The organism is Arcobacter ellisii (assembly GCF_003544915.1).
Lineage (GTDB): Bacteria > Campylobacterota > Campylobacteria > Campylobacterales > Arcobacteraceae > Aliarcobacter > Aliarcobacter ellisii.
This window is the reverse complement of record NZ_CP032097.1, coordinates 277,357-290,801: the sequence shown is the minus strand read 5'-3', so window position 1 is coordinate 290,801 and position 13,445 is coordinate 277,357. Positions and strand designations below refer to the sequence as shown.

The following is a 13,445-nucleotide window of genomic DNA, read 5'->3' as shown; positions in this document are numbered from 1 at the left end:
TCTCTAAAAAGTTTTTTTATTATTATTTTTGACAAAAGATAATTTTAATTAAATTATCTTTCGTGAAGTGAGTCTTGTTTTACTTTAAGTATAGGTTTTAATATGAAATCTAAAATTGTTTTTTTACCAGTAACAATATCTACAGTTGCTACCATTCCGGGAATAATAGGAAGTTTTTTACCTTTTCTTTCTAAATAATTTTTATCAGTTTTTACTAAAACTCGATAATAACTTTTCCCTTCTTTTGACTCTTTATCAACAATTGTATCAGCAGAAATTTCTACAATTTTTCCATCTAATCCACCATAAATAGAAAAATCATAAGCCGTTATTTTTATAATAGCTTTTTGACTTGGATTTATAAAAGCTATATCTTTAGGATCAATTTTTGCCTCTACAACAAGGGCATCACTTAATGGTACAATTTCAATTAAATCCATACCAGATTGAACAACTCCGCCAATTGTATTAAAATTTAATTGTTTAATAATACCATCTACTGGAGATGTAATTGTAGTTTTAGCAACTTTATCCCTATCTCCAACAAGTTTTGCTTCAAATCTATTTATTTGACTAACAGTCTTTTGTAATTCTGTTGATGCTTCTGACCTAAAAGTGTTTAATTTTTCTTGTATTCTATTACCTGCTTCTAATATTGCAAAATTTGATCTTGAAATTGAAAGTTTCGCAGTTTGTAAATCACCTTTTGTTTGATTGTACTCTTTTTCAATATCCAGTAAATCATAATTTGATTTAATTCCTCTTTCCACAAGTTTTCGTATAGTCTTTCTTTGTTCTTCAATAAAACCTAAACTATCAGTTAATTTTTTTATTGTACTTTCTATCTCTTTTAATTCTTGAATTTTTTGATTCTCTTGATTTTTTAATACATTAACTGATGATTTCAACTCTCTAAATCTATTTTCTAATAACATTTTTTCGTTTATATCATATCTTGAAGAATCACTTAAAATTTTTTCATCAAACTTCAATTCTGGCAAATCTTTTTCTATATCAATAGTTGATTCTATTTCTAATCTTGCTTTTAAAGCTAGTAATGATAAATATTCTTGACGACTCTCTTCTAATGTGGCTTGAAATCTTGTAGTATCAATTTTCATTAAAGGATCATCAAATTTTACAATATCACCCTCTTTTACAAAGATTTCAGAGATAATCCCACCATCTAAAGATTGTACAGTTTGAATTTTATCTGTTGGAATTACTTTTCCATTTCCTCTTGCTAATTCATCAATTTCTGCTAAACTAGCCCATAATAAAAATATTATAAAAATTCCACTAATTAACATAAAAATAATTCGACTTACATTACTTGGATGTTCATTAGAATTAGCGTAAGATGAGTATATAAACTCTAAATCTTCTTCTTTTTTATCTTCTAACCCATAAAGTTTTTTGATTTTTTCAATCCACGAAAAATATTTTTTTTGTTTCTTTAGATTTTTTTCTTCATTACTCATAAATCAACCTACTTTTGTTGTAAAAACTTCATCTTTTGGTCCATCGACTACTACTTTACCATTTTCGATTATAATAATTCTATCAACCAATTGTAACAATGATGTTTTATGCGTAACAACTATCAAAGTTTTTTCTTGTACAATATTTTGTAATCTATTAATAAAAGCTTTTTCTGTTTGTCTATCCATTGAATTTGTTGGTTCATCAAGCATAATTATATTTGGGTCAGAAATTAAAGCCCGCGCTAAAGTAACTGATTGTCTTTCACCTCCTGAAAGTCCATCACCTCTTTCTCCAACAAGTAAGTCATAACCTGCTTCATGTTTTCCTAGAAACTCATCTAATCCAGCAATTTTTGAAACTCTTAATAACTCTTCATCAGAAACATACTGCTCACCAATTGTAAGATTATCTTTAATTGTTCCCATAAATAAAAATGGCTCTTGAGGAACACTTCCTATTGCATGTCTTAAATCAACTGGGTCAATTTGTCTTGTATCTAAACCATCTATTAAAACAGAACCTTTTGTTGGTTCATATAAATTCATAATAAGTTTTAATAGAGTTGATTTTCCAGAACCAATTTTCCCTAAAATTGCAACTTTTTCACCTTGCTTTATTTTTAAATTTATATCTTTTAAAGTTTGATGATTTTGGTCTTTATATGCAAATTGTACATCTTTTAATTCAATATCACCTTTTAAATTAGGACGGCTTATATATGATTTATTCTCTTTTTCAACAGGCATTTTCATTACCTCATCAAGATTATTTAATGAAAGCATCGTTCTATCAAATTTTATAATCATACTAACCAATTGAGAGATTGGAGCAATAACTCTTCCATTTAAAATCATAGCTGCAATAATTGCCCCCATTGTAATTTCACCATCTTGAGCTAAGTAAACTCCAGCTGCAACTATTGCAATATTTGAAAATTGAGAAATAAAAGCTGTAAAATAAGTAATTGTTTGTGATAAGAAATGTCCTTTATCAGCAAAATGAACTGTTTTATTAATTGAATTATCCCAATGGGTTTTCATTCTATTTTGAGCTTTTACACTTTTTATAATCTCTAATCCAGAAACTGTTTCAATCAAAGTTGTCTGTTTAATTTGTTCCTCTTTTACAGATTTTTCAATTATACTTTTTAAAGGTCTTTGCATATACCAAGATAAAGCAATAGAGATAAAAACTGTAACTATCGTAATATAAGCCAAAGGACCTGCTATAAAAAATATCACTAAAATAAATATTATTACAAAAGGAAGGTCTACAACTGTTGCAATTGTTGCACTTGTGAAAAATTCTCTTACACTTTCAAAAGATTGTAATCTACTAACAAATTGACCTGTTGAAGCTGGTTTAGCTTCAAGTTTTATATTTAACAAATGATTAAATATTTTATTAGACATTATTGTATCAGCTCGTTTACTTGCAAGCCCTAAAAAATATGAACGTAAAATTTTTAATAATAAATCGAATATCATAACAATTGATATACCTATAAATAAAGCCCATAATGTTTCAATTGCATTATTTGGTAAAACTCTATCATAAACATTCATCGTAAAAAGTGGAGTAGCTAAAATAAAAATATTTATAAATAACGATACAATAATAACTTGTTTATAAATACTTGCATTTCTTTTTAAAGTTCCCCAAAACCACTCTTTTGGATTATCTACAACTACTTCTTTTTCAATTCTGTTATTAAAATTATATTCAGGTTTAATAATAATTACTTCACCCGTATATTCACTCTCTAATTTCTGAATAGTCATTTCTGTTTCACCTGCTATCAATCCAGGTAAAATAACTCTTGCTATCCCTTTTTTTAAATCATAATCAAGTAAAACACAAGCTCTTTGCTTATCAAGAATTAAAACTGAAGGTAAAGCAAGTTTTGTAATATCTTTAACTTTTTCTCTCTTTACAGTTTTTGTAGCTAAACCTATACGAGAAGCTGCTTGATGAAACATTGAAATATTCATTGAAGTTTTATGTATTGGCAGACCAAAAGTTAAAGATTCTGCTGAAGTTTCTCTATTATGATATTTAGATAAAAAAAGTAGACAACCTAAAAGGTCATCTACTTTTCTTCTATCTTTTAAATTTCCTAATGTTTCATTTTCTATTAGATTAGAATCATTATTTTCCAATATATTCCTTTAGTTAGAAATCCTATTTATTATATTTGGCATACAATTTTTGATGTTTTAAGATATTATCTATATATGGTTTGTTTGCTTTTACAGAAGCAGGTAAACTTTCCATTGCAATATTTGCTTCTTTTACTGATTTGAATATACCATAAATTACCTTAGCACTTTTCATCTCTGGACCAAAAGAGTATGTATAAGAACTATTTTTATCTAAAGCATTTTCACTAACATAATTTTTTGCAGCATCTAAACCTTCAGTTGTTGTAATATTTAACGTATAATATCCTTCTGGAGCATCTAAGAATGTTGAATAATCTGAAGATTTACTTTCAACTAACTCTTCTTTTGCTGGAATAACTACTGGTTCAGCTTTTTTAACTTGAACAGGCTCATCTCCTAATAAAGCTTTTAAATCACTTGAATCATTAGCTTTTTCAACTGCAAGTTTTTGTTCAGATACAATGTAATTTAAAGCTTTATCATCTGAACATACATCATTTTTAGGGTCAAGTACAGTCTCCGTTAACATAGATAAAGATAATAAAATATCATAATAATTTTTATATAATTCATATTCTCTATTTACTAAACTCTTTTTCGCTTCATAAAGTACAGTTTGTGCATCTAAGATATCAACAAAGGTTCTTGTTCCTGATTCAAATTCGCTTTTATAAACTTCAACTATATTTTCATTTGCTACAACATAATCTTTTAAAACATTGATTCTTTCTTTATTTTTCAAGAATCTTTGATAATTAACTTTTAATGCTTCAACTACTTTATTTGTAATCGCATCTAATCTCTCTTTTTGTTCTGCTAAAAATAGTTCTTCTTGTTTTGATACAGCTTTATCTCCACCACCATTATATAAATTCCAAGCAAGATTAATTCTTCCATAAGCTTGATTCTCTTTTCCTTCTTCATTTAACGATAAATCATTATCTGTTAATGCCTTTAACTCTAAACTAAGATTTGGTAAAAATTTTGAATCAGCTTGAGCAATTTTCTCTCTTTGAGCTTTTATTCTTTCTATTTGCTCTAAAATTTCATTATTCTTTAAAACAGCAAGTTCAACTATTTGTTGTAAATTATTTGGAATTTTTGATAGTTCAATTTTTGGTCTACATTCATCTCCTGATGGGTCTACTCCAACATATCTTTTAAATGTACTATTTCTTGAGCTTTTTAAATCTTCTTCTTCTAAATATTTTTCTTTAACAAAACTTAGTTTTGAATCAACTTCATATGTTTCTAAAACTTCACCACTTATTGATTCTTTCTCTTTTGCAATTTGAAGATTTTCTTCATTAGTTGTTATCATATCTTTTGTTAAGGCTAACATTTCGTTATATTGAACTAAACCTGTATAAGCTGTAATAGTTTCATATACAACATTTTCTATATTATTTTCACTTCTATACTTATTTGCTAAATCATTAAATTTTGCTTCTCTTACTTGACTTGGAGTTAAATCACCATCATAAAGCATTTGATTTAAAGCAATTCCTACATTGTAACCATCTTCTTGTTCTGAACCATTTTGAAGAGTATTTGGTTGGTCATAACTTTTGTCAGAATTACTCTTTTCTAATCTACCATCAATATCTATTCTTGGTAAATAATTAGCTTTTCTTTCATCTATATACTTTTTAAAAGCTTCCTGATTGTTTTTCTCAGCTATTACTTCTGGATTTGTCGAAAGTACTCTTTCTACACTCTCTTTCAAACTTGCAGCATGTAAAAAAGAACTTGCAAGAAAAGAGATACATGCAAATCTAAGTAATTTTATTTTATACATCTTAACTCCAATTTATTTATTTTTAAGAAATCTCTTAAATAATTTTTTTTGTTACTTTACTGATTTTAAACTTAATATGATATTAAGCTATTGATAAAGTGTAATTTTTTATATTATTAATTTCTTCTAAGTTTATTTATTATAACATAAACGATTATAATTTTATAGGTACAAAATGACAATAAATAGCCATCATAACAAAATTCTCAAAAACTTAAATATCCTATACATCGAAGATGAAGCAAGTATAAAAGAGAATGTAAAAAAAACTTTAGAACTATTTTGTGATAATGTTTATGATGAAGAGTGTATTGAAAATGCAAAAAAAACTTTAGAGAAAAATAGAATAGATATTATTATTTCTGATATAAATTTACCTGATATTTCTGGAATAGATTTTATAAAACAACTTAGAATGATTGATAAAACAATTCCTGTAATTATTTTAAGTGCATACACTGATAAAAATTATTTATTGGAAGCAACTAAATTAAAACTTGTTGATTATCTTACAAAACCTATTGATTTTAAAAGTTTAAATTCGGCACTAAATAAATGTGTTGACGAGATTTTAGATAACTCAAGATATATAATTTCTTTTAAAAATAATATTCAATACAACGTTTTACATAAAAAACTTATAGATTCTTCAAATGATAAAGAGATAGCTTTAACTTCAAAAGAGTTAACTTTACTTGAGTTATTAATAAAAAATAGTAACAGAGTTTTATCTACTGATGAATTAAAAACATCAATTTGGGAAGATGAATTTGAAGCGACTGATTCAGCTTTAAAAAATTTACTAAATAAACTACGAAAAAAAATTGGAAAAGAGTCTATTATTAATATTTCTAGTGTAGGATATAGACTAGATTATTAATCTATTTTTTTCCAAATTTTAATATTATTTATTATAAGATTGAAAGCATCTATATTCTAAAATCAGGTACTTATGAAAATACTTTTTATTATTATTTTATTAACTTTCAATATTTTTGCAAAAGAGATAGATTTTAAAATTTCTTATGACCCTGATTATGCACCATTTTCATATAAACAAGATGGTAAAGAGGCTGGATTATTTGTAGATATCTGGAAATTGTGGGCAAAACACAATAACTATAATATAGAATTTGTAGATGGTATATTATGGGATGATGCAATAAATTTAGTAAAAGAAGAAAAAGTTGACTTTTTTTTAGGAACAAATCCTTTTAAAGATTGGATGATTCCTTCAAATTTCTTTTATGAAATTAAAAGCACTTTTTTTACTCTTTCAAAAAATGAAATTATTTTAGAAATGAAAAATGATTTAACAATTGGTTTGATTGGTTCAAATTACAAAAATATAATTTTAGAACATTTTCCTAATGCTACAATAAAAACTTATGATGAATATATTACATCTATAGAAGCTTTAAAAAATGGCGAAATTGACTTAATTTATGATGATAAAATAGCAATTGAATATTTTTGTGTTCAAAATAATCTATTTCATATGATAAAACCTTTAGATAATTTTATAACAAAAATGAAATCACATGCTATTGCAAAAACTAAAGAAAAAGCTGAAATTTTTAATCAAGGTTTTTTAAAAATTCCCGCTAATGAGCTACTAAATTTAGAGAGAAAATGGATTTTAAATGAAAATGAACAATATTATAAAAACTTCAAACAACAAATAGATTTAACTTCTAAAGAATTAGATTTTATAAAAAACAATAAAATAAGTGTCTCTATTTCTAATTCATGGGAACCATTTACTTTTAAATCAAAAAATAATGAAGCTCTTGGAATCTCATCAGAATACTGGAAATTAATTGCTAGTAAACTAGATTTAAAAACACAAAATGAATTTTTTGAAACATTTAATCAACAACTATCAAGCATAAAAGAGAAAAAATCTGACTTAATTTATAGTGCTGGAGAAACTCCACAAAGAAAAGAGTATGCTATTTTTTCAAAAGAATATGTAAACTTTCCAATATCAATAGTTACTAAAAAAGATGAAAATTTTATTGAAAATATATCTTTAATAAAAAACAAAAAACTTGCTATTGGTAATAATTTTACAGCTCACAATATTTTAAAAAATGCCTATCCTGATATGAATTTTATCCTTGTAAATAGTATTAAAGAAGGTTTAGATTTAGTTTCAAAAGGAAAAGCTTATGCTTTTATTGACATACAACCTGTATTGCTTTATAACATTTCAAAATACAATTTTGATAATTTAAAAGTAACTGGAAATACAGGTTTAACTTTTAGTTTAAAATTTATGATAAGAGATGATTATGCAATATTAGAATCCATTTTAAATAAAGCAATTTCATCTGTTTCTCTAAATGAATTAAATGCAATCATCACAAAATGGAATAATGTACAGTTCCAAACGAGTTTCAATTATGACATTTTTTGGAAAATGGCTATTGCGATTTTTATTATTTCCATTGCTTTTATATATAGAAACTTGACTCTAAAAAATATAAATAGCACTTTACAAATGAAAGTTGATGAAAAAACTAAACAATTAAATGAGATGAATAAAAATTTAGAAATTCTTGTAGCTAAAAAGACAAAAGAGTTGATTCAAAAAGAAAATATTTTAAATCATCAATCAAAAATGGCAGCAATGGGAGAGATGATTGAAAATATTGCCCATCAGTGGAGACAACCATTATCTGTAATCTCAACAGTTGCAACAGGAGCTAAATTAAAAAAAGATTTGAATATTTTAAGTGATGAAGAGTTTTATGAAACAGTTGATATTATAAAAAACTCTACTTTACATTTATCAAATACAATTGATGATTTTAGGAATTTTTTTAGCAATGACAAGGAACTAACATCTTTTGATATAAATGTTCCTATTGATAAAGTTATTTATCTTGTAAGTAGTAAATTAAAAAATAGAAATATCTCTATTATAAAAAATCATCAAGAAATATATGTTTTAGGATTAGAAAATGAGTTTATTCAAGTTATATTAAATATCATAAATAACTCAATTGATGCTTTTGAAACAAATAATAATCTTGATAAATTTATTTTTATTAATATGTATAAAGAGAATAATACAGCTATTTTAACAATTAAAGATAATGCTGGCGGAATAAAAAATGAGAATTTAGATAGAATTTTTGAACCATATTTTACAACAAAACATAAAAGTCAAGGAACAGGAATTGGTCTTTATATGTCCCTTGAAATTATAAATAAACATATGAATGGAAAATTATCAGCTTCAAATAAAGAGTATATTTATAATAATAAAAAATATACTGGTGCTGAATTTAAAATAGAACTAAATTTAGATAAATAGTCTATTTACTATTCTCCTCTTCTTTTTTCCATTTTCTTTTTAGATTATGAATATAAATTATTAATATAAAAAAGATACTTGAAATTATTCCCAAAGTCATTAATAACTCTGTTTCTCCTGGAACTGTTTCCAATAAAATCACTTTTCTAATAATAACAACAAATGCAATTTCTAAAAAAGTTAAAGCATAATCAAATCCATTTTTAATAAATAAAGTTTTTACAATTGCAATAACAATTAAAGTAAATAAACCATCTGTTAAAATATTTTTACTTGATGCAAAATCTAAAGCACCTTGAGCAAGTGTAAAAGATATTATTTTATGAGATAAACTCATAATACAAATTGCTAAATACAAAATCATTGCTAAAATAAACAGATATTTAAGCATATTTATTAGTTTTAATAAAATCGTATCTACACGACTCTCTAAAACTTTATCAATATTATTAACTTTGTTAAAAACTCTCTCTATAAAACTCTTTTTTTCTTCTTGTTTCACCTGTTTTCCTACTACTTTTTATCCCTAAAGATTTTGCGAATAGTAGCACAGTTTCATAAAAAGAAAATAAAAACTTTTACCTCTTTTAAATAATTTTTGTAAACTCTTCAAAAAGTTTATCACTCAAAGGATTTTCAAGTTTTAGTTCTAAACTTATTGGTTTATTATCCCAATATTTTAGGGTATTTGCAACTCCAAGATAGATAAAATCTTGCGTTTTTTTATCAACTTGAACATATTTTCGCACAAAAATATGAAGTTTAACTTCAAATTTTTTGTTTTCACACAACCTTTGTCCATCACCACTATTTTGACTATGACTTGGTTTACTTTGATAAGTAAAAGTATCTTTTGATAAAAAGGCATTATGATAGTTTGCTGATTTTGAAAAATTTTCTTTTTCTAAATTTATAAATAAAAAGAAATCATTTTCATATTTTAGAAATCCACTTCCCCTAAATGAACTGTGAATTTTTGGGAAATTACAAAGTTTTGCAATATTTAACATATTGTATTTAGAATAAAGTTTTAAAAATGGTTTTCCAAAATCAATTGAACTAAACTCCTCTTCATAATTATAAATTCCAAAATTCAAACTATTTAGAAAAATCTTTTTATAGTTTTCATTTTTCAAAAGCTCTTCAAACTCTTTTGTTTTTTTTGCAACTTTTCCATCAAACTCTAAAAGTTTTAAATATCTATTTTTTTGAGCTGAATCTAAAAAATCTTGTCTTAAATATAAAAAACTATGCATTATCGTCTCTTTATCAACTCTATTCAAATACTTATTTAAAATCTTAAAAGCTATATTTTCATCACAAAAATCATTATTTAAAAGATATTTTAAAATTACAAACTCATAAACTCTTTTTATTGGTAACTCATTTTCTATAAATCTTATAGCTTTTATAAAATTTTCATCTAAAATCAACTCTTTTACTTTTTTGTTTTCTTCAACTTTTGCTAAAAATTCAATGTAAGATTTACTTTCATCTATAAATTTTAAAGGATTTATCACATCTTCAAACTGTAAAAAATCAACCAAAGTTGGAACTTTTCCTAAAATATTTTTTACTTCAAAATATTGTTCTTTTAAATATTTTAGTTGATTAAAATTCTCTTTGTTTATCTGTTCTAAAATTCTATTTTTTGAAATTTCATCCATACAAATAAAGGCATTTTTAAAATCTGCAAAATTGTTTTGTAGTGAGAGTTTAATGCTTTCTTTATCAATCATCTTATTTCCAACCAAAGCAAGAGCTATCAAATAAGCTTTTTTATGATTTCCTATAAAATCAAGAACTGTTAAAAATTCTTTATTTTTATATTTTCGCAAACCACGTCCTAATTGTTGAACGAAAACTATTGGAGAGTTTGTTGGTCGTAAAAACAAAACCATATTAATTGATGGGATATCTATACCTTCATTGAAAATATCAACTGTAAAAATCACTTCTAAACTATCATTTTTGTTTTCCAGTCTTTTGATACTATCTTCTCTTTTTGAAATTGAATCTTCACTTGTTAAAGTTATGGAATTTATTCCTTTTTTATTGAACTCTTCACTCATAAATATACAATGTTCTTTTGAAACACAAAAACCTAGAACTTTTCTTTTATTTCCACTATTTGAATAAAAATTCATCTTATCAATAATAAAATCGACCCTTTTATTCACACTTAAAAGTTTTGCTAATAAATCAATTTTTGTTAAATCCACATTTTCATAATCTATACTTTGTATATCACTTATTCCATAATAGTGAAAAGGAACAATCAAATTATGTTCAAGTGCATCATTTAGTCTTATATCAAGTGCAATATTTTCATCAAAAATTTCATAAATAGAGTTTCCATCCATTCGATTTGAGGTTGCTGTAAGTCCCAATAAAAACTTTGGTTTAAAATAATCTAGGATTTTTTTATAACTTGGACTTGTGGCATGATGAGCTTCATCAATAATTATATAATCAAAAAAATCTTGTGAAAACTCTAAAAAATTTGAACTCATAGTTTGAATAGTTGAAAATAGATAGTTTTTATTTTGTTCTTTTTTATTTCCTGTATATAAACCAAAAGAGTTGATGTGGGGTAAAATCTCTTCAAAACTTTGTTTTGCTTTTATTAAAATATTTTCCCTATGAACTAAAAAAAGAATAGTTTTTGCTTTAAAATTTTTTACATCAAAAGCACTAAGATAAGTTTTTCCAGTTCCTGTTGCTGCGATTATTAAAGCTTTATTTTCGCTTTTGTTTCTTAGATTTTCTAATTTTTCTAAAGCTTTTTCTTGCATAAAATTTGTTTTTATTTGATTTAAACTAAAAGATTTGAACTCTTTTTTTTGTGTTTTTAAAAACTCTTCATACTCTTTTAAAAACTCTTCATCTACTTGATATGAACTTTTCCAAAGAATTTCAAACTCATTTAAAACATCAAGCAAAAATTTATCATCTTTTTTTGAAACTGTTTTTACATTCCATTCGATATTTGATTTAAAGGCACTTGAAGTAATATTTGATGAACCAATCACTATTTTATAGTTATCTTTAAACTCAAATATATAAGATTTACTATGAAATCCAATATTTGAAATATTGCTATCATAAATTTTTAGTTCAATATTTTTAAACTCTTTGATTTTTTCCAAAGCTTTTGTTTGAGTGAAGTTTAAATATGTTGAAGTTAATATTTTACCTTTTATATTTTTCTCTTCTAAATCTTTAAAAACATCAAGTAAAAGTTGTATTCCTGAAAAATTTATAAATGCTACATTAAAATAAAAACTTTCACACTCTTGTAGTAACTTTGTGATATGATTATAAAAATTTGTTGTTTGATTATTGGTTATTAAACTGTTCAAAAAATACCTTAATATTAAAAAATCATTATAATCAAAGGAAACGTAAAATATTATAAATCACAATTTATCCACACTTGAGTTTTATACTTTCTCAAATAATTAAAGGATAAATTATGAAAAAGTTAATTTTAATCTCACTTTTGAGTATTGCTCCAACACTTTTTTCAGCTGATTTAGGTATTAGAATTCAAACTCCTTTATCAAATGGTGGAACTCTTGATATTGGATTTAGATCAGATGATCATAGATATGATAATAGATATAGAAGTTTTGATTACCATAGACATGGTTATTTTGACAATTATGGCTACTATTTTGGATATTTTGACAGAACAGGTTATTTTTATAATAATATTTTCTTTTTATATGATAATAGATATACATATTATGATAGATTACATAGAAGAGGTTATTTTAAACCATCTCATCCACATTATCGAAAATATGTTTATCATAAACACAATGATTGGAATAGAACTCATCAATTTAGAGATCATCGTCAACCAATTTATGGACCTTATTATGATAAACAATATGCAAAAGAAAAATATAGAGATGATAGACATAAACACCACCGAGATGATAGAGGATTTCATAGATAAAAATGGCTAAAAAACAGATATTATATTTAATAGGTCAAGAAGAACTTGAAGATAAAAATATTTTATTTAATTACATCTATCCAAATGAAAAGTCAAACTACTATTTAAGTGATGACTTTTCAAAGGATTTTTATATAAAACTTGCTTTTTATGGTTTTATTACTACTTCTATCTCTTTTGAAAATAAGTTTTATCTACTTCCTGAAATACAATTTGAATATGCAATTTTAGATTTTGGAAATTTGCATATAAGTAAAAAAATCAAAAAACTTCTAAATCAAAATAATTTTGAATTTTCTATCAATAAAGATTTTAATTTAGTATTAGAAAATTTGGAAAAATATCATAAAACAAATTGGTTACAAGATAAATATAAAGAATTAATTCTCTCTTTAGTTGATTATGTTCATCCAACCATAGATTTTGAAATAATGAGTGTTGAGCTTTATGATAAAGATACAAAAGAGCTAATTGCTGGGGAAATTGGGTATAAAATCAATTCAACCTATACTTCTTTAACAGGATTTTCTTCAAAAGAGAAAAAATATAACAATTGGGGAAAATTGCAACTTGTTTTACTAGCAATTTATTTAGAAAAAGAGAATTTTTCTTTTTGGAATTTAGGTCATCCTTATATGCAATATAAGTTTGATTTAGGAGCGATAACCTATACTAGAAAAGAGTTTCTAAAAAGATGGTTATCGCAAAACTAAT

General features: G+C 24.7%; 9 protein-coding genes. 4 read left to right on the top strand and 5 right to left on the bottom strand.

Annotated features, from left to right (window positions below; all coding sequences use genetic code 11):
• Positions 1-53 precede the first annotated feature (53 nt).
• The 3 genes from AELL_RS01580 to AELL_RS01570 are packed head-to-tail and all read right to left on the bottom strand — an operon-like array spanning position 54 to position 5,445.
• Positions 54-1,481, bottom strand: a complete 1,428-nt coding sequence (locus AELL_RS01580; RefSeq protein WP_226806002.1) for an HlyD family type I secretion periplasmic adaptor subunit — start codon at positions 1,479-1,481, stop codon at positions 54-56.
• Between the two features lie 3 nt (positions 1,482-1,484).
• Positions 1,485-3,644: a type I secretion system permease/ATPase gene (locus tag AELL_RS01575; RefSeq protein WP_118916254.1), complete on the bottom strand. Its 2,160-nt coding sequence runs from the start codon at positions 3,642-3,644 to the stop codon at positions 1,485-1,487.
• Positions 3,645-3,666: 22 nt separating this feature from the next.
• Positions 3,667-5,445 (bottom strand): TolC family protein, encoded by a 1,779-nt coding sequence (locus AELL_RS01570; RefSeq protein WP_118916253.1) that lies wholly within the window; start codon positions 5,443-5,445, stop codon positions 3,667-3,669.
• Positions 5,446-5,620: 175 nt separating this feature from the next.
• Between AELL_RS01570 and AELL_RS01565 the strand changes: the two genes are divergently transcribed.
• Positions 5,621-6,325: a response regulator transcription factor gene (locus AELL_RS01565; protein WP_118916252.1), complete on the top strand. Its 705-nt coding sequence runs from the start codon at positions 5,621-5,623 to the stop codon at positions 6,323-6,325.
• Between the two features lie 72 nt (positions 6,326-6,397).
• The gene (locus AELL_RS01560; protein WP_118916251.1) at positions 6,398-8,767 is read left to right on the top strand and encodes a transporter substrate-binding domain-containing protein; all 2,370 of its coding nucleotides are present in this window, start codon (positions 6,398-6,400) and stop codon (positions 8,765-8,767) included.
• 1 nt (position 8,768) lies between these two features.
• Here the strand turns inward: AELL_RS01560 and AELL_RS01555 are convergent, their stop codons facing one another.
• Both AELL_RS01555 and AELL_RS01550 read right to left on the bottom strand, forming a co-directional pair.
• Positions 8,769-9,269: a hypothetical protein gene (locus tag AELL_RS01555; protein WP_118916250.1), complete on the bottom strand. Its 501-nt coding sequence runs from the start codon at positions 9,267-9,269 to the stop codon at positions 8,769-8,771.
• A gap of 85 nt (positions 9,270-9,354) precedes the next feature.
• Positions 9,355-12,129 carry a DEAD/DEAH box helicase gene (locus AELL_RS01550; RefSeq protein WP_118916249.1) on the bottom strand — a complete coding sequence of 925 codons (2,775 nt, stop codon included), beginning with the start codon at positions 12,127-12,129 and terminating at the stop codon, positions 9,355-9,357.
• Between the two features lie 113 nt (positions 12,130-12,242).
• Here AELL_RS01550 and AELL_RS01545 point away from each other — a divergent pair, with 113 nt between their 5' ends.
• Entirely contained in the window at positions 12,243-12,731 is a 489-nt protein-coding gene (locus AELL_RS01545) for a hypothetical protein (RefSeq protein ID WP_118916248.1), read from the top strand.
• A 2-nt stretch (positions 12,732-12,733) separates the two neighbouring features.
• A complete protein-coding gene (locus AELL_RS01540) occupies positions 12,734-13,444 on the top strand; it encodes a GNAT family protein (RefSeq protein ID WP_118916247.1) in 711 nt (236 codons plus the stop codon).
• Position 13,445: the final 1 nt, after the last annotated feature.

What these genes read in the sequence shown, in the direction of transcription:
- AELL_RS01580 (WP_226806002.1), bottom strand. Translation starts at nt 1,481, where the DNA reads ATGAGTAATGAAGAAAAAAATCTAAAGAAACAAAAAAAATATTTTTCG.
- AELL_RS01570 (WP_118916253.1), bottom strand. Translation starts at nt 5,445, where the DNA reads ATGTATAAAATAAAATTACTTAGATTTGCATGTATCTCTTTTCTTGCA.
- AELL_RS01565 (WP_118916252.1), top strand. Translation starts at nt 5,621, where the DNA reads ATGACAATAAATAGCCATCATAACAAAATTCTCAAAAACTTAAATATC.
- AELL_RS01560 (WP_118916251.1), top strand. Translation starts at nt 6,398, where the DNA reads ATGAAAATACTTTTTATTATTATTTTATTAACTTTCAATATTTTTGCA.
- AELL_RS01545 (WP_118916248.1), top strand. Translation starts at nt 12,243, where the DNA reads ATGAAAAAGTTAATTTTAATCTCACTTTTGAGTATTGCTCCAACACTT.
- AELL_RS01540 (WP_118916247.1), top strand. Translation starts at nt 12,734, where the DNA reads ATGGCTAAAAAACAGATATTATATTTAATAGGTCAAGAAGAACTTGAA.